The sequence below is a fragment of the uncultured Corynebacterium sp. genome (assembly GCF_902782855.1).
Classification (GTDB): domain Bacteria; phylum Actinomycetota; class Actinomycetes; order Mycobacteriales; family Mycobacteriaceae; genus Corynebacterium.
Genome location: NZ_CACZOO010000137.1, coordinates 1 through 17,019, shown reverse-complemented (window position 1 = coordinate 17,019; position 17,019 = coordinate 1). Strand labels below are relative to the sequence as shown.

The 17,019-nt window shown below is 67.4% G+C and carries 20 protein-coding genes; 9 read left to right on the top strand and 11 right to left on the bottom strand.

The features are described from left to right. The first annotated feature begins 1 nt into the window (after position 1). From QZV72_RS06340 to dnaB, 5 genes are all read left to right on the top strand, one after another. Positions 2 to 184: a hypothetical protein gene (locus QZV72_RS06340; protein WP_297006403.1), complete on the top strand. Its 183-nt coding sequence runs from the start codon at positions 2 to 4 to the stop codon at positions 182 to 184. Between the two features lie 85 nt (positions 185 to 269). Further along, the gene (gene rpsF, locus QZV72_RS06335; RefSeq protein ID WP_211213217.1) at positions 270 to 569 is read left to right on the top strand and encodes a 30S ribosomal protein S6; all 300 of its coding nucleotides are present in this window, start codon (positions 270 to 272) and stop codon (positions 567 to 569) included. A gap of 78 nt (positions 570 to 647) precedes the next feature. Then, positions 648 to 1,298: a single-stranded DNA-binding protein gene (locus QZV72_RS06330; RefSeq protein ID WP_297006397.1), complete on the top strand. Its 651-nt coding sequence runs from the start codon at positions 648 to 650 to the stop codon at positions 1,296 to 1,298. A gap of 67 nt (positions 1,299 to 1,365) precedes the next feature. Continuing rightward, positions 1,366 to 1,818 carry a 50S ribosomal protein L9 gene (gene rplI, locus QZV72_RS06325; RefSeq protein WP_291473414.1) on the top strand — a complete coding sequence of 151 codons (453 nt, stop codon included), beginning with the start codon at positions 1,366 to 1,368 and terminating at the stop codon, positions 1,816 to 1,818. Positions 1,819 to 2,416: 598 nt separating this feature from the next. Further along, positions 2,417 to 3,967 (top strand): replicative DNA helicase, encoded by a 1,551-nt coding sequence (gene dnaB / locus QZV72_RS06320; RefSeq protein WP_297006393.1) that lies wholly within the window; start codon positions 2,417 to 2,419, stop codon positions 3,965 to 3,967. A gap of 7 nt (positions 3,968 to 3,974) precedes the next feature. Here dnaB and QZV72_RS06315 read toward each other — a convergent pair whose 3' ends face one another. Beyond that, entirely contained in the window at positions 3,975 to 4,478 is a 504-nt protein-coding gene (locus QZV72_RS06315) for a MarR family winged helix-turn-helix transcriptional regulator (protein WP_297006391.1), read from the bottom strand. Between the two features lie 131 nt (positions 4,479 to 4,609). On the opposite strand from QZV72_RS06315, the gene QZV72_RS06310 reads away from it, so the two are divergent. Continuing rightward, the gene (locus QZV72_RS06310) at positions 4,610 to 5,158 is read left to right on the top strand and encodes a YceI family protein (RefSeq protein WP_297006389.1); all 549 of its coding nucleotides are present in this window, start codon (positions 4,610 to 4,612) and stop codon (positions 5,156 to 5,158) included. Between the two features lie 9 nt (positions 5,159 to 5,167). On the opposite strand, the gene QZV72_RS06305 is transcribed toward QZV72_RS06310, so the two are convergent. The 4 genes from QZV72_RS06305 to QZV72_RS06290 all read right to left on the bottom strand — a co-directional run bounded on the left by QZV72_RS06305 (position 5,168) and on the right by QZV72_RS06290 (position 7,519). Next, on the bottom strand, positions 5,168 to 5,575 hold the full coding sequence (locus tag QZV72_RS06305) for a CrcB family protein (protein WP_297006387.1): 408 nt from the start codon (positions 5,573 to 5,575) through the stop codon (positions 5,168 to 5,170). Then, on the bottom strand, positions 5,572 to 6,015 hold the full coding sequence (locus tag QZV72_RS06300; RefSeq protein WP_297006385.1) for a CrcB family protein: 444 nt from the start codon (positions 6,013 to 6,015) through the stop codon (positions 5,572 to 5,574). The genes QZV72_RS06305 and QZV72_RS06300 overlap by 4 nt, the downstream gene beginning before the upstream one ends. A gap of 150 nt (positions 6,016 to 6,165) precedes the next feature. Continuing rightward, on the bottom strand, positions 6,166 to 6,927 hold the full coding sequence (locus QZV72_RS06295; RefSeq protein ID WP_297006383.1) for an SDR family NAD(P)-dependent oxidoreductase: 762 nt from the start codon (positions 6,925 to 6,927) through the stop codon (positions 6,166 to 6,168). Between the two features lie 97 nt (positions 6,928 to 7,024). After that, positions 7,025 to 7,519, bottom strand: coding sequence for a hotdog fold domain-containing protein (locus QZV72_RS06290; protein WP_297006381.1), 495 nt, complete (start codon positions 7,517 to 7,519; stop codon positions 7,025 to 7,027). A gap of 132 nt (positions 7,520 to 7,651) precedes the next feature. On the opposite strand from QZV72_RS06290, the gene trxA reads away from it, so the two are divergent. The 3 genes from trxA to QZV72_RS06275 all read left to right on the top strand — a co-directional run bounded on the left by trxA (position 7,652) and on the right by QZV72_RS06275 (position 10,722). Continuing rightward, positions 7,652 to 8,023 (top strand): thioredoxin, encoded by a 372-nt coding sequence (gene trxA / locus QZV72_RS06285; RefSeq protein ID WP_297006379.1) that lies wholly within the window; start codon positions 7,652 to 7,654, stop codon positions 8,021 to 8,023. 139 nt (positions 8,024 to 8,162) lie between these two features. After that, positions 8,163 to 8,936 carry a PspA/IM30 family protein gene (locus tag QZV72_RS06280; RefSeq protein ID WP_297006377.1) on the top strand — a complete coding sequence of 258 codons (774 nt, stop codon included), beginning with the start codon at positions 8,163 to 8,165 and terminating at the stop codon, positions 8,934 to 8,936. Positions 8,937 to 9,222: 286 nt separating this feature from the next. After that, a complete protein-coding gene (locus QZV72_RS06275) occupies positions 9,223 to 10,722 on the top strand; it encodes an MDR family MFS transporter (protein WP_297006375.1) in 1,500 nt (499 codons plus the stop codon). 23 nt (positions 10,723 to 10,745) lie between these two features. Here QZV72_RS06275 and QZV72_RS06270 read toward each other — a convergent pair whose 3' ends face one another. The 6 genes from QZV72_RS06270 to QZV72_RS06245 form a co-directional block, all read right to left on the bottom strand. Then, positions 10,746 to 11,582 (bottom strand): TetR/AcrR family transcriptional regulator, encoded by an 837-nt coding sequence (locus QZV72_RS06270; RefSeq protein WP_297006373.1) that lies wholly within the window; start codon positions 11,580 to 11,582, stop codon positions 10,746 to 10,748. A gap of 351 nt (positions 11,583 to 11,933) precedes the next feature. Next, on the bottom strand, positions 11,934 to 12,569 hold the full coding sequence (locus QZV72_RS06265) for a metallophosphoesterase (protein ID WP_297006371.1): 636 nt from the start codon (positions 12,567 to 12,569) through the stop codon (positions 11,934 to 11,936). Positions 12,570 to 12,601: 32 nt separating this feature from the next. Then, positions 12,602 to 14,374, bottom strand: coding sequence for an iron ABC transporter permease (locus QZV72_RS06260; RefSeq protein ID WP_297006370.1), 1,773 nt, complete (start codon positions 14,372 to 14,374; stop codon positions 12,602 to 12,604). Further along, on the bottom strand, positions 14,371 to 15,486 hold the full coding sequence (locus QZV72_RS06255; RefSeq protein WP_297006369.1) for an ABC transporter substrate-binding protein: 1,116 nt from the start codon (positions 15,484 to 15,486) through the stop codon (positions 14,371 to 14,373). The genes QZV72_RS06260 and QZV72_RS06255 overlap by 4 nt, the downstream gene beginning before the upstream one ends. A gap of 116 nt (positions 15,487 to 15,602) precedes the next feature. Beyond that, positions 15,603 to 16,757, bottom strand: coding sequence for an ABC transporter ATP-binding protein (locus tag QZV72_RS06250; RefSeq protein WP_297006367.1), 1,155 nt, complete (start codon positions 16,755 to 16,757; stop codon positions 15,603 to 15,605). A 50-nt stretch (positions 16,758 to 16,807) separates the two neighbouring features. Next, the coding region (locus tag QZV72_RS06245; RefSeq protein WP_297006366.1) for a hypothetical protein at positions 16,808 to 17,019 on the bottom strand (212 nt) is incomplete at its 5' end.

Below are 17,019 nucleotides of genomic sequence, written 5' to 3'. Positions count from 1 at the left end.
CGTGTCGGACGCCGGGGTCATCGTGACGATGGTGAGCGTGTTCATCGGTTTCCTGCTCTTCGGAGCGTCGTTCAAGAGCTTCATGTCGCGGCGGCGTCCCGCGGTGATCTGGGGGCTCTTCACCGTGGCGGTCGTGTTCATCACGCTCATACCGGTGGGGATTGCGGTGTTCTGGGCGGCGTAGCGTATGCTGGACCGGTTGCTGACGCAACGAACCCTCCTGCCGCGCCCAACAGGGGCACGGCCGAAACACTAGACCACAGGAGGTGATGAGGTCCGTGCGTCAATACGAGATGATGATCATCATCGACCCGTCCCAGGACGAGCGCACCGTTGCCCCGTCCCTGGATAAGTTCCTCGAGACGGTTCGCAAGGAAAACGGTACGGTCGACAATGTTGACATCTGGGGCAAGCGTCGCCTGGAGTACCCGATCAACAAGCAGGCCGAGGGCATCTACGCCGTCGTCGACATGCACTGCGAGTCGGCTACCGTCCAGGAGCTTGACCGTCTGCTGAATCTGAACGACATCATCATGCGCACCAAGGTGCTGCGCAAGGACGCCAAGTAAGGCTCCTCACGGCGCAGGTCAACCGGATTTCCGGTCCCACCATTTCACCATCGCCAGCGAAGACAGGAAAGACACCACATGGCACAGGGAGACACTCCGATCACTCTGGTCGGCAACCTCGTTGCTGATCCTGAACTCCGGTACACGCCCAGCGGCGCAGCCGTGGCGAACTTCCGTGTCGCCTCCACCCCGCGCCGGTTCGACTCACAGTCGAACCAGTGGGTGGATGGTGAGGCTCTTTTCCTCGCCTGCAACATCTGGCGTCAGGCGGCGGAGAACGTGGCGAACTCGCTCACCAAGGGTGACCGGGTGATCGTCACGGGCCGTCTGCGGCAGCGCAGTTACGACACGCGCGAAGGTGAGAAGCGCACCGTGTTCGAGGTCGAGGTCGACGAGGTCGGCCCGTCCCTGCGGTACGCGACGTCCCAGGTCACCAAGACCCCCCGTCAGGGTGGTCAGGGTAACTGGAACGGTGGGAACCAGGGTGGCGGCCAGGGTGGCTACTCCGGTGGGAACCGGAGTGGCGGCCAGGGCGGTTACTCCGGTGGGAACCAGGGTGGCGGCCAGGGCGGCCAGGGCGGTTTCGGTGGGAACCAGAACCGTCCCCCGGCTCCGCAGCAGGGTAACCAGGGCGGCTTCGGCGGACGCAATGCGTCCAACGACGACGATCCCTGGAGCTCCGCCCCGCAGTCCTCCGGTTTCGACGGTGGCGACGAGCCCCCGTTCTGATCTGTCGTGTGATCACTTTTCACAGACATTTTCGCAAACCCCCAGAACAACGAAAGGCACCGGATCAATGAAGCTGATCCTCACCGCTGCCGTTGACAACCTCGGTGTCCCGGGCGACATCGTCGAGGTCAAGGCCGGCTACGGCCGTAACTACCTGCTCCCCCGCGGTCTGGCGATCACCGCCACCAAGGGTGCTGAGGCACAGGTCGAGAACATCCGTCGCGCGCAGGCCGACAAGGTCATCCGTGACCTCGACCACGCTCACGAGGTCAAGGCCGAGATCGACCACCTGCAGGGTGTGACCGTGAAGGTCCGCACCTCTGACAAGGGCAAGCTCTTCGGCTCCATCAACGCCGCCGATATCGCCGCCGCCGTCAAGGCCGCCGGCGGGCGTGAGCTGGACAAGCGCACCATCGTCCTCAATCAGGGCGACATCAAGGCCACCGGCTCCTACAACGTGGACGTCAAGCTGCACCCGCAGGTTGTCGCTTCGCTGAACTTCAAGGTCGTCGCCAAGTAACTGGCGTCACCACCGTTATCCGCCCTCCCTGCGGTACACCCTCCACGGTGAACCGCGACGCGTGACGGCCCCCGGCCCAGACACCCGGGGACGGTCGGCCCAGACACCCGACCGCCGTCGTACACCGCGTCCACGGACGGGGGCGACCCCGAAGAACATACTTCGACAACAGCACACGACACGGACCTCTCCCGGCCAGACACCGGGGCAGGTCCGTGTCGTGTTTTCTGCCCTGTGGACAACACTCACCGACCGTACTGAATAAAGAATGAAAAATATGCGCATATGTGACCTGCGGTGATGTAAACAGACGTACGTTCACCTGCAGTTCGATGGTGGGACACGAAGTTGTCCACCCGTCCATTCCATGCAATCCACAGCCGTCCACGCCTGTGACCAGCATTAATGCCGGTCACCTCGCGTCACGGGGCAAAGTTGTCCACATGTTGTCCACAAGCCGACCTGCGAGATTTCGCGATATGCACCGCATGTCCACAAGTTGTCCACAACAGCCTGTGGACAACTCTGTGGACCAGAGCGCCTGACAGGGGACCGGAGCAACTGGAGTGCACCCTCGCGTGCGGTCTACAGTGGGCACATGAGTGCACAGGAGAACACGGCCGATGTGCCGGGGGGAAGCTCCGGGGACAGTTTCGCGACGAGCTTCGGGGACGCCCCGCTGCCCCCCGAGCCCTCGGCCTGGGACGAGGGGTCTGACGGAGGTTCCGGCGGCTACCGCGCCGGCGGACGGGGAGGCAGAGGCGGCAGAGGCGGCCGGGGCCGCGGTAACGGCAACCCGGACTTCTCGGGCCTCGGCGAGCCGATGCGCCAGATGCCGCAGAATGTGGAGGCGGAGCAGGGCGTCCTCGGCGGCATGATGCTGAGCAAGGACGCCATCGCCGATGTGGTCGAGCGGCTCAAGCCGGAGGATTTCTACCGCCCGGCCCACCGCACCATCTACGAGACCATGCTGGAGCTCTACGGCGAGGGTATGGAGGTCGACCCGGTCATCCTCGGTGGCAGGCTCGACAACAACGGACTCATCGACGAGGTCGGCGGTCTCCCCTACCTCCACGAACTGTCGAGCAAGGTGCCGACCTCCGCCAATGCCGGCTACTACGCCGACCTGGTCGCGGAGAAGGCGGTGCTGCGACGGCTGGTGGGGGCGGGCACCCGCATCGTCCAGTACGGCTACTCGGGCCTGGAGGGTGCGGAACTGGAAAGCGTGGTCGACCGGGCCCAGCAGGAGATGTTCAACATCACCAACGAGTCCGCGTCCGAGGACTACATGGTGCTGGCGGACCTGCTGGAGTCCACCATGGACGAGCTCGACGACCTGGCCTCCGGCGCCGGCGGTGAGGGTGGCGTCCTGTCGGGGTTCCACGACCTCGATGAGCTGACCAACGGGTTCCGCGGTGGTCAGATGATCATCGTCGCCGCACGGCCCGGTGTCGGCAAGTCCACGCTCGCGCTGGACTTCATGCGGTCGTGCTCCATCCAGCAGGGGAAGGCGTCCGTCCTGTTCTCGCTGGAGATGAGTAAATCCGAGGTGATGATGCGCGTCTTCTCGGCGGAGGCGGCGGTGCCGCTGTCGGCGATGCGCGGCGGGAAGATGGATGACGTCCAATGGGAGAAGCTCACGAGGCGGGTCACCCAGATCGAGAACGCGCCGATCTTCATCGACGACTCACCGAACCTGACGATGACCGAGATCCGGGCGAAGGCGCGGCGGCTGGCGCAGAAGCACAACCTGGGCCTCATCGTGGTCGACTACCTGCAGCTGATGAGTTCGGGCAAGAAGGTCGAGTCGCGTCAGCAGGAGGTGTCTGAATTCTCCCGTCAGCTTAAGCTGCTGGCCAAGGAGGTCGACGTTCCCCTCGTCGCGATTTCGCAGCTCAACCGTGGTGTCGAGGCCCGTGGCGACGACGCCCTGCCGCGGGTGTCCGACCTGCGTGAGTCCGGTTCGCTGGAGCAGGACGCCGACATCGTGATCCTCATCAACCGCCCGGACTCACAGAACCGTGACCATGAGCGGGCCGGCGAGGCCGACCTGATCCTGGCGAAGCACCGTGGTGGTCCGATCGGCACGGTGCGGGTTGCCCACCAGCTGCACTACTCGCGGTTCTCGGAGCTCAGTCCGGGGGCCTGATCCGGGGTCACTTCCCGCCGGGGCATCCCGGGGGGAGGTTGAACTGGTCGAGGAGGTCGCCCAGGCTGGCGGAGAGTGCTGCGGCCCGGGACGGGGAGAGCCGGTCGATGAACAGTTCCCGGACAGCGGCCACGTGGCCGGGGGCGGCCTCGGCGACCGCCGAGAGGCCGGCCGGGGTGAGGACGATGAAGGCACCGCGGCGGTCATCGCCGCAGGCCTCCCGGTCGACCAGCTCGCGGTTGCGCATGCGGGTGATCTGGTGGGAAAGCCGGGAACGGTCCCACTGCAACCGGTCGGCCAGGGCGGCGATCCGCATCCGGTGGTCGGGGGCTTCGGAAAGGTTGACAAGCACCTCGTAGTCGGCCATGGAGAGTCCGCTGTCCCGTTGCATCTGGCGGGCCAGGTTCGCCTGGATCCGGGCGCCGGCCTGCAACCACCGGCGCCACAGCAGCTGCTCCTCGTCGGAGAGCCAACGGGTTACCTGGGGGGGCTGGTGACTGGTGCGGGACATGTCACCATTCAATCACACCGGATATATGGTTGACACGTCAACTATATGGGGTCTATCATGGACCCCGTCACCGCGGGAGACCACGGATGATGCCAGAACATCACAACCCATCACCGCGAAAGGACCACACCATGACTTCCGTCAACGCCTACGCCGGAACCTTCACCATCGACCCCGCCCACTCCGAGATCGGCTTCACCGCCCGCCACGCGATGGTCACCAAGGTCCGCGGCTCCTTCACCGACTTCACCGGCACCGCCACCACCGGCACCGGCCTGGAGGGAGCCTCGATCTCCGTCGAGATCGACGCCGCATCCATCGACACCCGCAACGCCGACCGCGACGGCCACGTGAAGTCCGCCGACTTCTTCGACGTCGAGAACTTCCCGAAGATCACCTTCACCTCCACCAGTGTCACCGCCGCCGGCGATGACGACGAACTCGTGGTGACCGGCGATCTCACCATCAAGGACGTCACCAGGCCCGTCACCGTCAACTTCGAGTTCGACGGCGAGGTCGTCGACCCTTGGGGCAACACGCGCGTCGGCTTCGAGGGCTCCACCGAGATCAACCGCACCGACTTCGGGCTGACCTGGAACGCCCCGCTGAAGACCGACGGCGTCCTCGTCTCCGAGAAGATCAAGCTGAACTTCGACATCTCCGCCACGAAGAACGCCTAGCCGGCAGGCCTAACCGGCCAACCGTGTCCCGGCCCAGAGGCCGAGACCCGCGAGCAGAACCGTCACCGCCAGCACGCCCACCCCGTTGAGCGCCGCTGCCCGGTGGCGGTTCTGACGTACCAGGTTCACGGTCTCGACCATCGCGGTGGAGAAGGTCGTGTAGCCGCCGAGGAACCCGGTGCCGATGACCGGTTGCCAGTCCTCCGGCAGTGCCCCGGCGGTCACCAGGCCGGTGAGCAGGCCGAGGACCAGGGAACCGCTGGCGTTGATGAGGAAGGTCGCCCACGGCAGGCCTGCGGCGTCCCCGCCGGTGAACCGCCGGGCGAGCCGCGCCTTCACCGCACCGTCGACCACGAAGCGCACGCCGGCGCCGAGGCCGCCGGCGGCGCACAGGGCGCAGAAGAGCAGCGGGGTCATCGCCCATCCCCCTGCCCGGTCAGTTCCACCCGCGGGGTGACGCGCACCGTCGCAGCCGCGCGCATCCCCGCCGCCGCGGCGAGGACACCGAGGATCACCGAGCCCAGCGCGTAGCCGAGGGCCGCGATCGGCAGTCCGTCCGACGTGAGGGAGGCGGTGTCCGTCGCCAGGGCGCTGTAGGTCGTGAATCCGCCGAGGACACCGGTGCCGGCGAACAACCGCAGGGCGCGGCGTCCCCCCGTGTCCGGGCCGAACCGGGGCAGCAGGTCGAGGAGGAGCCCGAGGATGAACGCACCACCGACGTTGATCGCCCCGACGACCCAGGGCACGTCGGACCAGGGGAACAGGAGGATGAGGCCCTCGCGGGCGGCGACGCCGACCATGCCGCCGACGATGACGACGGCGATGAGGTGGGGTCGCAGATGGGGCGGGTTGTGCACAGAGGTCTCCTACCATCGGGCACGACGGACGTGCGGTCGGTAGGGACTGTTGTCGCGGCCCTCCCCGGTCGGGGAGATGCGAGGTTGGGTACGGCGAGCCCCACCGCCGTGGCACCGGCGACACCGGTGACCGAACTTCTGCGGTCGAGGCTACACCGCGGTGTAACCCCCGTCGACGAGATGGTACGAGCCGGTGATGAAGGAGGCGTCGTCGGAGAGCAGGAAGCGCACCAGGGCGGCGACCTCCCCGGGCCGGCCCAGGCGGCCCAACGGGTGCTTCGCCACGAGAGCCTCCTTCGCCTCGGGAGGCAGCTGGGCCAGCAGCGGGGTGTCGATGTACGCCGGGCCGACGCAGTTGATCCGCAGGCCCGCAGGGCCGTACTCTGCCGCGGCGTTCTTCGTCAGGCCGACCACGCCGTGCTTGGCGGTGGTGTAGGCCGAGTTCCCGATCGCCGCGACGGTGCCGTGGATGGACGCCATGTTGACGATCGCGCTCTCCCCGGCGCCGGTCTCGAGCATCGCCGGGATCTGGTGGCGCATGCCGTAGAGGACGCCGTTGAGGTTGATGCCGATGACCCGGGCCCAGTCGTCGAGGTCGATGTCCCCGGTCGGGGCGTTGTTCCCGCCGATGCCCGCGTTGTTCACCGCGTAGTTGAGCTTGCCGTAGGTCCGCACCGTGAAGTCGACGAGGACCTTGTTGTCGTCGGCGGAGGAGGAGTCCGCCCGGAAGGCGGCGGCGGTGCCGCCGTCGACGGTGATGGCGGACGCGACGCGGGTCGCGGCGTCCTCGTTGATGTCGGCGACGACGACGGACGCGCCGCGGGAGGCGAGTTCGACGGAGACGGCCTCGCCGATGCCGGAGCCGCCGCCGGTGACGATGGCGACCCTACCTGCGAAATCAGTGTCTGACATGGTGTTTCCTCTCGGGGAGAAGGACGTGGTGTTTCACCTGACGAGAGTACGTGCGCGGCGGCGGTGCCGCCGGGAGTGGCACAGACGGGGGTGGGCGTCAGTGCGGCTTCTTCGCCGAGATCCAGATGTCGATCTCCGCGGTGACCGGCTCGACCCCCGCATCATCGAGCAGTCGGATCCTCACCGTGTGCAGCTCGCCGCCGGACTCGCGGGTGATCGCGGTGAAGTCGGGGATGTCGAGGGTCGCGGTGACGGTCAGGCCGCCGGTGGACTTGGCCGGGTAGTCGGCGCGCATGCCGCGGGGGATCCACCGGTGGGTCGGCGGTACGGTCGCCTCACAGACCAGGCCCATCGCGGCCTCGGCACCGTTGAGTGCGGCGATGACATGGTAGGTGCCGATGTGGTTGCGCACACCCCACCAGTCGCCGATGCGCAGGACGGCACGTCCCGGTTCGACCTCGCGGACGCGCGGGGCGACGGTGCGGAAGTAGGGGGCCTTGAGGGCGTAGCCCAGGGAGAACAGGCCACGCCGCGGGGCGGAGCCGCTGAACTTCCGCCAGAGTTTCAACAGGGGAGGGGTGGGGGCGTTCATGTGCGGTCAGCCTAGCGGGCGGGAGTGTGCCGCGCCGACGTTCAGTGGAATCTGCCGGTACGGTGGAACAGGAATAGTGCCGCCGACGGGTGCGTTGGACCACCTGTACCGCTTCTCGCGAAAGGACCAGACATGAGCACCCGGACCATCACCGGTGACAACTTCAAGGACACCATCGACAAGGAGGGCATCGTCCTCCTCGACTTCTGGGCCGAGTGGTGCGGTCCCTGCAAGCGCTTCAGCCCGGTCTACGAGCAGGTTTCCGAGGAATACCCGGACCACGTGTTCGGCAAGATCGACACCGAGGCCAACCAGGAGCTCGCCGCCGGGCTGCAGATCCAGTCCATTCCGACCCTCATGGCCTTCCGTGACGGCATCCTCGTCTACCGGGACGCCGGTGCCCTGCCCCCCAAGGCGCTCAAGGACCTGATCACGCAGGTCGAGGGCCTGGACATGGACGAGGTCCGGCAGAAGGTCGCGGAGCAGCAGCCCCAGGAGGGCTGATCGCCGGAGGTGATCCTCCGGGCCCGGGATGACCGGCCGGTCCCCGGTGGTCGCCGGTGGGGGTCACCGACGCAGCATGCGGGAAGTGTTTATGCTGGACAGCACACACTCCACATCTCACCGACAACCGGGAGTCACCATGGCGAATCCTTTTTCCAAGGGCTGGAAGTACCTCATGCAGTCCCTGGACATGAAGATCGACGAGAACGCTGATCCGAAGGTCCAGATCCAGCAGGCTACCGAGGCCGCGAGGAAGCAGCACCAGCAGATCACCGCGTCCGCCGCGAAGATCATCGGCAACCGGAACCAGCTCGAGATGCAGCTCGACCGACTGGCGAAAGACCGCGGGTCGCTGGAGGCCAACACCCGCACCGCCATCCAACAGGCGGACGCCGCCACCGCGTCCGGTGACCGGGCCAAAGCCAACGAGCTGGCGTCCACCGCCGAGATCTTCGCCACCCAGCTGGTCACCGTCGAGCAGCAGATCGAGCAGACCAAGCAGCTCCACGCGCAGGCCAGCCAGGCTGCCGAGCAGGCTCAGCAGCAGCAGGCGCAGTCCGCCACCCGCCTGCAGGAGCAGCTCGCCCAGATCGACCAGTTGCGCGCCCAGGTCGACCAGGCGAAGATGCAGGAGGCCTCCAACCAGGCGCTGGAGTCCATGCAGGGCATCCAGGCCGATGATTCCGTGCCGACACTCGACGGGGTGCGCGCGAAGATCGAGGCCCGTTACGCCAATGCCCTCGGTGCCCAGGAGCTCACGGAGAGCAGCGTCTCCGGGCGGATGGCGGAGATCGAACAGTCCGGTCGGGACCTGGCCGCGGCCAGTCGGTTGGCGGAGATCCGGGCGTCGATGGGCGGTGGTGCCGGTGCCGTCGTTGGGCGGCTCCCGGTTGTGGCCCGGACGGCCCGGTGAACTCGGCACCATGTGCCCGTTGAGCGCAGATGAACGCAGGTAAACTGTCGTTCACCTGCGCTTATGCCATGTCTGTGGATTTTGTGTACCCCCGGACGGGTGATAGGCTTCTCCTCCGTGTCTGCCGCCCCGTCCGGTCCGGGGACGGCACGTCGGAAGTAATCGGTGAACAGACCCACCCCGTGGATGATGACCCGGGGTCACGGTGTTCCCGGGAGCCTTCCCCCACTGATGCACCGCAGTCCCGGTGCCCTGACCGTGTACGGAAAGTGTGATACCCCAGACTATGTCTGAACCCCAGAATTCCGCTCCGGCGGCCCCCGCCCGTCCGGGCTTCCTCATCGGCATCATCGTCGCAGCCGCGTTCGTGATGATCCTCAATGAGACGACCCTGTCGAACGCCCTGCCTGACCTCATGGTCGAATTCAATGTCGGTGCGGACACCGCCCAGTGGCTGACCACCGCTTTCATGCTGACCATGGCGGTCGTCATCCCGATGACCGGCTACCTCATGGCCCGTGTCTCGAGCCGCGTGCTGTTCATCACGGCCCTGGCCTTGTTCGTTGTCGGCAGCGTCATCGCAACCTTCGCCCCGGAGTTCTGGGTGCTGCTCGTCGCCCGCATCGTGCAGGCCGCCGGCACCGCGATCATCATGCCGATGCTGATGACCGCGATCATGGTCCTCATCCCGGTCGAGAAGCGCGGCGCGATGATGGGAGTCGTCGCCATCGTCATGGCTGTCGGCCCGGCTGTCGGCCCGACGTACGCCGGTGTCGTCCTGGAGATCGCGTCCTGGCGCTGGATCTTCGGGACCATGATCATCCTCGGTGCCCTCGCGCTCGTCTTCGGCGGTGCCCAGATGCGTGCACTGACTCCGACCAGCCGACCCCCGTTCGACGTCTTCTCCGCAGTGCTCTCCGCCCTCGGTTTCGCCTCGACGATCTACGGTCTGTCCAAGCTCTCCGAACTGGCCGACGGTTTCCCGACGCAGTCCGTCATTTTCCTGGCTATCGGCGTCCTCGTCCTCACCGTCTTCTTCCGTCGTCAGTCTGCGTTGCTGAAGGCGCAGGAGGCGGGCGAGGCTGTTGCCCCGCTGATGAACATTTCCCCGTTGAAGTCCCGTGAGTACAACCTCTCGGTCGCGATCCTGCTCGTCGGTTTCTGCGCTCTATTCGGCTTCATCATTCTCATGCCGATCTTCGGTCAGCAGGTACTCGGGCTTTCCGCCCTGCAGACCGGCCTGGTGACTCTGCCCGGTGGCGTCCTCCAGGGCGTCATGGCCCCGTTCATCGGCCGCGCGTACGACGCCAAGGGCACCCGCCCGCTGATCATCCCCGGTGCCGCCCTGCTCGTCATCGCGATGGGTCTGATGGTCTTCGTCAACGAGGACACCTCGATCTGGTACCTCATCCTTGACGGTATGGTGCTCAACGCCGGCATGGCGATGATGATGACCCCGCTGATGTCCAATGCCCTGAGCTCGATCAACGTGAAGCTGTCCTCGCACGGTTCCTCGATTCTCAACACCCTGCAACAGCTGGCCGGTGCCGCCGGTACCGCCCTGTTCGTGGCCATCATGGGCATCGGCGCGTCCCATTCCTCCGCGACGACCCCTGAGGGTCTCCCGGATCCGCTGGGCTTCGTCACCGATGGTGTGACGATCGCGTTCTGGTTCGGTGTGGCGCTGGCCGTTGTCGCTCTCATCATGACGGTGATCTTCAAGATCGACGCGAAGCGCGGACCGGTCGAGGTTGTCCGGTCCGAGGACACGCCGGCGGGGCACTGACCGGTAGTCCCGGTCATCCGTGCTCAGGCACCGACGAGGCGCAGCACGAGTGCCGTGACCTCGTCGATCAGGGGGGTGGCGCTTCGTCCGCCACGGCTGTCGCCGTTGCCGCCGTTGTCGCCGTTGCCGGTGCCGCAGGGGACCGCGGGGGAGAGGCGGCCGAGGAGGGTCTCGACGACGGCGCCGGTGACGGCGCGAGCCGAGGTCCCGGGGTCCTGGGCGGGGAGTTCACCGGTGCTGACACCGTCGGCGATGACGCCGACGATCAGGGAATGATACTGACGCCGGCAGGTCAGCCGTTCCTGGTTCACCCGCGCGCCCACAGGTTCGAACAGCAGCGCTTCGGCGGTGTGCCGGCCGTGCAGGGCACGGGTGGCGAACGTGTCGACGAGGGCGGTGAGCCGGTCGCGCGCTGTGGTCCTGCGGGTGCGTGACGCGTGGTCCACGGCGGCGAGTTCGGCGGCGGCGAGCCGTTGGAAAACCGCTGCGAGCAGGTCGTCATGGGTGCTGAACTGCCGTTCCACGGCGCCGGACGCCAAGCCGGTGAGCTCGGCGATGTTGCGGGTCGTCGCTGCGGCGAATCCGCCGTCGGAGACCAGGGAGGACGCCGCGTCGACGACGGCGGTCCGGGCATCCCGCCCCGGGTGGTGTGCCCGGGCGGATCGTCGGGTGGCCCGGGTGGTCCGGGTACCGGCCGGGGAGACTGCAGGGCGGGTGGTGGTGAAGGGGGCGGGGTCGGTCGGGGTGTGTCCGTGGGCCAGGGAGTTGCCGACGATCGTGGCGTCGGTGATGCCGGGCATGGTGTCGGGCGTGGCGTCGGTGGCGTCGGTGGAGTCGGTGGTGGTGAGTGATGCGGTCATGGTGGTCGAACCTTCCGTGGTGGGGTGTGCGGTCTGGTGACGGCCTGTCGGCGCGAGGCTCTCAGACTGTGTTGTAGCGCACACTACAGGTCTACTATTGGAAGGGTAGCCAAAACAACATACTTTCCGCGAAACTTCTCCTTGGGGCCTCTCCGCAGCTCTGAACCGGAGGTGCTGATCTGGTGATGAGCTCCGGTGCTCTCACGATGAGCTCTGGTGTTTCTGCGGGTGTACGGGTGGCATCCCGTCCTGCGGAGCGGCATCGCTACCTGTCGCGTGGGGGGCGTCACCCGACAGGACGGGATGCCGCTGGGCGGGACCAGATGCCACCCAGCCACCCCATGACTACCGTCACAGGTCGACGACCAGCAGGTTTCCCATCCCCACCCAGCCGATCGTCTCGGTCACAGGAGGGCGATGATGCACATGGCCGAGGATCCACCGGCCATACCCGCGCGACTCCAGCTCAGCCACGGTCGTCGGCAGGCACGGTTTCCGGCTGTACTCACCGGTCAGGCTGGTGTGCAGGATTCCCAGGTGCGGGCCTGGGCCGTCCGCCACCGGGAAGCCCGACACCGGCCGGCGTGGATCAGGGTCGGCGTCCACCGAGGTCATGTGCACCGTCAATACGCGAGGCGTCGTCCCCGGCGTTTCCCGTGTCCCCGTCGTCAGAGTCAGAACCGAAGTGCGCGGTGCGACAGTTACTCCGGCCACGGTCGGCAACCGCTCCGGCAACCGGGCCGAGATATCGTGGTTGCCCCAGGTGAGCATCACCGGGAGACCGGTCGACGCCGCCTGCCGCAGCAGCTGCTCCGTCTGTGTGACCGTCGCCTCGTCCGCGTGATTCCGGTCGATCAGGTCCCCGGCGAGGACAAGCACGTCCGCGCCCTGCGCCGCGGCGTCCCGCAGGGCGGACAGAGCCCAGTCCAGGCCCGGCGCGTCCGGATGGCCCAGGTGGATGTCAGCGAGGGCCGCGACACGGGTCACAGCCCGGGTCCTGTCCTGTGCCATGTCCCGGATCACCGGACCGACCGTCGACGCAGCCACAGCTGCACCACCAGCAGCACCACCGTAGAACTGAACACACCGATCACCGTCATCGCCATCGCCTCCGCCCGGTGCCCCTGATCGAACTGCCCCATGATCCACGGCGAGAGGAGCGTCATGTCGCTCGGCCGGATGAGTGAGGACATCACCAGCTCCCGGATCCCGGTCAGGAAGGCCAGCAACCAGCCGGCGACAAGACCCGGGACCAGCAACGGGAGGGTGACCCGGCGGAACGACAACCAGGAGGACTCCCCGGCCACCGCCGCCGCCTCGAACACTGACGGGGAGACCGCCTGGGCCGAGGTCCTGATGTTCTGCACGACCATCGGCAGGAACAGTGCCGCATAGGCGATGACCAGGACCCACGGGGTGTTGTACGGGGTCGCGGGCAGCCACCGGGCGTTCCACAGGAAGATCAGTCCGATGGCCAGCACGATCGCCGGCACGGTCTCCGGGGCGACCGACAGGAAATCGGTCAGGCGGGTCATCCTGGTCAACGGCGACGGACCCGACAGCCCAGCGTCCTGCCGCTCCGCACGTCGTCGGGTTCGCAGCGTGGTGACCAGCACCACCGCCAGTCCGAGCAGTACCGCTGCCGTCGCCCCCACCGCGCCGAGCAGCGCGGAGGTGGTCAACGCCTCCCGGGCCCGGGCGTCCCCCAGAACGATGGAGAAGTAGTCCAGGGTGAGATTGTCCGGGGTGGGGGCCTTCGACCGCAGGATCGTCGTGGCCCCCAGCAGGATCGAGATGTACGGGACGATGACGGCGACCAGCGCCACCACCGCGACCCACAGTCCACCGAGGGCACGTCCACCACGACGCAGCGTCACCCTCATCGGACGCTGCACCCGTCCCCCACCGTCGGACACCCGGGAGATCCGCTGCTGCAGGAACCAGATCCCGACCCCGAGGGTGAACAGCACGCTCGCTGCGACCGAGGCGGAGGAGAAGTCGAGCGGGTCGATGGTGAGGTCACGGTGGATACGGGAGACCAGGACCTCGAAGCCGATCGCGTTGCCGAGCGTGACCGGCGTACCGAACTCGCCGGCGGCACGGACGAACACGATCAGCGCGCCCAATGACCACGGGCCGATGACCTGCGGCACGATGATGCGGGAGAACCGCGTCCACCGGGACGCCCCCACGACCGCCGCCATCTCCACCGTCGACGCGGGCACCGTGTCCAGACAGTTGCGCAGCAGCAGGTACAGGAAGGGGAACAGTTCGCAGGACATGATCAGCGCCATGCCCCACACCGAGTTCACCGTCCCGCGCACCGCGGACCCCACGAGGTCGCCGAAGACCATGTCCGCCACGCCGCCCAGCCGGGTGATGTCCATCCACGCCATCGCCGCCACGAAGGGGGGCGTCATGAACGGCACCATCACCAGCAGGTCGATCCACCAGTGCCGGCGCATCGGCGTCCAACTGGTGAGAAAGGCCAGCGGTGCGGCCATCACGGTGGAGAACACGACCACGAGCGTGGACAGCCACACCGTGTTGCCGAGGACGCGCGGCAGGTCGCCGTCGGTGAGGTCACCGAGTGCCGACGGTTCCCCGTCATAGCCGGTGACTGCCGTGACCAGCACCATCACCAGTGGGGCGGCGACGATGACGAGGAGAACGAGGAGAACGAGGAGGACCGGCAGCACCGGCGCTGCAGAGGGCGCCGGACGCCGCGCACCGCGTCCGGTCCGTCGGGCGTCGCGCACACCGGACGCCGGACGCTGCCGAAGGTCGGTCACGACAGGTACCGGGAGACGAAGGCGTCGGTGACACCGCCGGACGTCTCCGCGAGACCGTCCAGGTCTGTGGTCAGCTGTTTCGTGTCGTCGTAGTCGGTGCCGTCCGCCGGGGCCGGGGTACCGCCGACGCCGGGGATCATGTGGTTGTCGGCGCTGATGGCCTGACCCTCCGGGGAGAACATGAAGTTCACGAAGGCTTCGGCGGCCGGGAGGTTGTCCGACCGGTCGGAGATCAGCACCGGGCGCGGGGTGATCGTCGTGCCGGACGCCGGGGTTGTCACCTCCAGCGGCTCACCCTTCTTCGCCGCAGCGTAGGCAGAGTAGTCCACCCCGCCGAAGACGACAGCCTTCGAACCGGAGGTGACGGCGTCCAGCGCCGGGCCGTTGGCGCCCTGGACCTGCATACCGTTGTCGAAGAGCCGGTCGAACAGATCCCAGGTGCGGTCCTCGCCCCAGGTGTCGACCATCGCGGCAATGAGATCGGCCGCGGTGCCGGACTCCCGCGGGTCCGGCATGATGACCTTGCCTTTGTAGGCGGGGTCGGTCAGATCCTCCCAGTCCTCCGGCACGGGTGCCCCGTTGAGGGCCTCCGTGTTGGACACGAGTGCGAGGGCCGAGCCGTCGCGTCCGGTGAACTGCCCGGTGGAGGACGCCCACCCGTCCCGGACTTCGTCCGCATGCTCCGGGGTGAACTTCTCGTACCCGCCGGTCGCGGCCTGGGACTGTGCCGCCGACCAGGACGCGAGGTAGACCAGGTCGGCCTGGGGGTTGTCCTTCTCAGCCTTGAGCTTTGCGGTGATTTTCCCGGTCTCACCGGCGAAGACGTTGACCGAGACATCGGTCTTCTCCTCGAACGCGGACACGAGGTCGTCGGTGAGACCCTGCGGGTTCGCCGAGTAGTAGGTCAGGTCACCGGACAGGCCCTCGGGGGCGGTCCACTGTTCGACATCGTCGGACGCCGTGGTGGCGTCCCCGGAATCACCGTCGACGGAGCCGCAGCCGGTGAGGACGGCGGCAGCGACCGCGAGGGCGACACCGGCGGTGACGGTGCGGGGAGAGGGCAGGGCGGTGACGTGCCGGGTGGCGGTGCGGGTGAAACGTCGGATGCGCATGGAGGTCCTTTTGGGTCGGTGTTCGTCAGGGGTTCGTCAGGTGGGGTCAGGCACTGCCAGGCACGGTCAGGCACTGTCAGGCACGGTCAGGCATGGTCAGGCATGGTCAGGCATGGTCAGGAGGCGACGAGCAGTGTCACCGTGGAGCCCGCCGGGTGCTCGTCCCTGGCGTGGAGCAGCCAGGGCCGTGGGGAGCCGTCGAGGGAACAGCGCAGCTCGTAGCGTCCTCCGATGTAGCGGCAGGAATCGACGCGGGCGGGCAGGGAGACTGTCCTGGAGCGGCCTGTGCTTTCTGTGCCCGCTGTGCCCGCTGTGCCCGCTGCGTCAGCTGCGCTATTCGCAATGCTGTCGTCGGGGGTCGCGACCGCGACGTGCTCAGGACGCACCGCCAGGCCCCGCGGCCAGGCCGGGTGCCCGTCGAGCCGGTTCATCGTGCCGACGAAATCGGCGACGAAGCCGTCCGCCGGATGCTCGTACAGGTCTGCCGGCGCGGCGAACTGCGCGATCTCACCGTTGTTGAGGACGAGGACGCGGTCCGCCATCGACAAGGCCTCCTCCTGGTCGTGGGTGACGTAGAGGACGGTGAGGCCGAGTCGGCGGGTGAGGTCGGTGATCTCGGCGCGGACCTGCTCACGGAGAGAGGCGTCGAGTGCGGACAGCGGCTCATCCATGAGCAGCAGCCGGGGGTGGTTGATGATCGCCCGGGCGATCGCGACGCGCTGCTGCTGGCCTCCGGACAGGGTGTCGGGCCGCTGGTCGGCTTTCGCCGCAAGGTCCACGGTCTCCAGAGCCTCGATGGTGCGTCGGTCCCGTTCCCCCGCCGTCAACTTCGGTCGGCCGGGGACCCGCACCGTCAGTGGGAAGGCCACGTTGTCCGCCACACTCATGTGCGGCCACAGAGCCAGGTCCTGGAAGACCATCGACAGGCCGCGGCGCGCGGGCGGGACGTCCAGTGGAGCAGGGCTGACCGGGTCGGCTGGGGCGGCTGGGCCGTCCGCTCCAGCAGAACTGGCACGACCAGCGTGGAAGACCTGCTTCCCGTCGATGGTGACGGTGCCGGTCTGCGGTGTCTCCAGACCGGCGACACAGCGCAGCAGGGTCGACTTTCCACAGCCCGACGGGCCCAGCACGCTGATGAATTCCCCGGCGTTGACGGTGAGGTCGACGGGTTTCAGCCCGCTGCCGTCGGCGAAGACCCGGGACACACTGTCGAGGGTGAGCATGGGTGCCGGCGCCGGGGGCACCTTGGGCTCCTGGGTCACAGGGGTCACAGGGGCCACAGTTGCTGGGGTTGTCGCAGATGTAGCTGATGTCGCAGATGTCACAGTGTGCCGCCCAGGGGCAGGCCGGTCCTGAATGCGTCCTCGCGTCGCAGCATGTCCGCACCGTCGAGGGCGGAGGTCAGTGCCTCACAGGTCGAGGCGGTGTCTCGCCGGTCGTCGGTCTCGGTGGTGAGTTCCACGGAGCAGCCGCCGGACACGGTGGTGACCTTCAGGCCGGAGGCCTTCTTCAGTTCCCCCGGAAGCTCGTCAT

Coding starts and splice junctions, on each gene's coding strand:
- rpsF (WP_211213217.1), top strand. CDS start 270: ATGAGGTCCGTGCGTCAATACGAGATGATGATCATCATCGACCCGTCC.
- QZV72_RS06330 (WP_297006397.1), top strand. CDS start 648: ATGGCACAGGGAGACACTCCGATCACTCTGGTCGGCAACCTCGTTGCT.
- rplI (WP_291473414.1), top strand. CDS start 1,366: ATGAAGCTGATCCTCACCGCTGCCGTTGACAACCTCGGTGTCCCGGGC.
- dnaB (WP_297006393.1), top strand. CDS start 2,417: ATGAGTGCACAGGAGAACACGGCCGATGTGCCGGGGGGAAGCTCCGGG.
- QZV72_RS06315 (WP_297006391.1), bottom strand. CDS start 4,478: ATGTCCCGCACCAGTCACCAGCCCCCCCAGGTAACCCGTTGGCTCTCC.
- QZV72_RS06310 (WP_297006389.1), top strand. CDS start 4,610: ATGACTTCCGTCAACGCCTACGCCGGAACCTTCACCATCGACCCCGCC.
- QZV72_RS06305 (WP_297006387.1), bottom strand. CDS start 5,575: ATGACCCCGCTGCTCTTCTGCGCCCTGTGCGCCGCCGGCGGCCTCGGC.
- QZV72_RS06295 (WP_297006383.1), bottom strand. CDS start 6,927: ATGTCAGACACTGATTTCGCAGGTAGGGTCGCCATCGTCACCGGCGGC.
- QZV72_RS06290 (WP_297006381.1), bottom strand. CDS start 7,519: ATGAACGCCCCCACCCCTCCCCTGTTGAAACTCTGGCGGAAGTTCAGC.
- trxA (WP_297006379.1), top strand. CDS start 7,652: ATGAGCACCCGGACCATCACCGGTGACAACTTCAAGGACACCATCGAC.
- QZV72_RS06280 (WP_297006377.1), top strand. CDS start 8,163: ATGGCGAATCCTTTTTCCAAGGGCTGGAAGTACCTCATGCAGTCCCTG.
- QZV72_RS06275 (WP_297006375.1), top strand. CDS start 9,223: ATGTCTGAACCCCAGAATTCCGCTCCGGCGGCCCCCGCCCGTCCGGGC.
- QZV72_RS06270 (WP_297006373.1), bottom strand. CDS start 11,582: ATGACCGCATCACTCACCACCACCGACTCCACCGACGCCACCGACGCC.
- QZV72_RS06255 (WP_297006369.1), bottom strand. CDS start 15,486: ATGCGCATCCGACGTTTCACCCGCACCGCCACCCGGCACGTCACCGCC.